This window comes from Arsukibacterium sp. MJ3, from assembly GCF_000987765.1.
GTDB lineage: Bacteria > Pseudomonadota > Gammaproteobacteria > Enterobacterales > Alteromonadaceae > Alishewanella.
Genome location: NZ_LAHP01000164.1, coordinates 1 through 487, shown reverse-complemented (window position 1 = coordinate 487; position 487 = coordinate 1). Strand labels below are relative to the sequence as shown.

1 pseudogene is annotated in these 487 nt (G+C 47.0%); it reads right to left on the bottom strand.

Annotated elements, in window-relative coordinates:
• Positions 1–487 (bottom strand): annotated as a pseudogene (locus VT06_RS18330) (S9 family peptidase); the annotation flags it as partial.

Here is a 487-nt window from a genome sequence, read left to right as displayed (position 1 = left end):
ACCCGGTGGATAATGCACCCACATTTGGATGTCTTGGCCGTTGTGGCCTTGGTAGGTTACTGATTCGTAGCTACCGAGATCAACATTGGCAAGCATTTCATCGTTAAAGCTATCTAAACGAGTAGTATTACCGTTCCGCGTGTTGATGCTTACTAAGCGCGCAGGGTACATAAAGCTCTCGTTTGTACCCACCAGTGTACCGTTGTTGCTGATACTGATATTGCCATGGTTGGTTGCACCGGTAAGTGCTTGTGCACGGCCATTACGAGCGTTAATTGAATACACTCGCGAGGTGCCAGCATCATCGATGGTGGCATAGAATCCACGACCATTTGGCATCCAAACATAACTACCGATCGAACGATCGAAATCACTGGTGATTTCCCGTTCGTTGCGGTTGCTTAAATCAACTAACACAAGGTTGGTTTGATCAGCATAAAAGCCTTGAATACGCTGACGTGTATAAGCCAATGTTTTGCCATCGGGG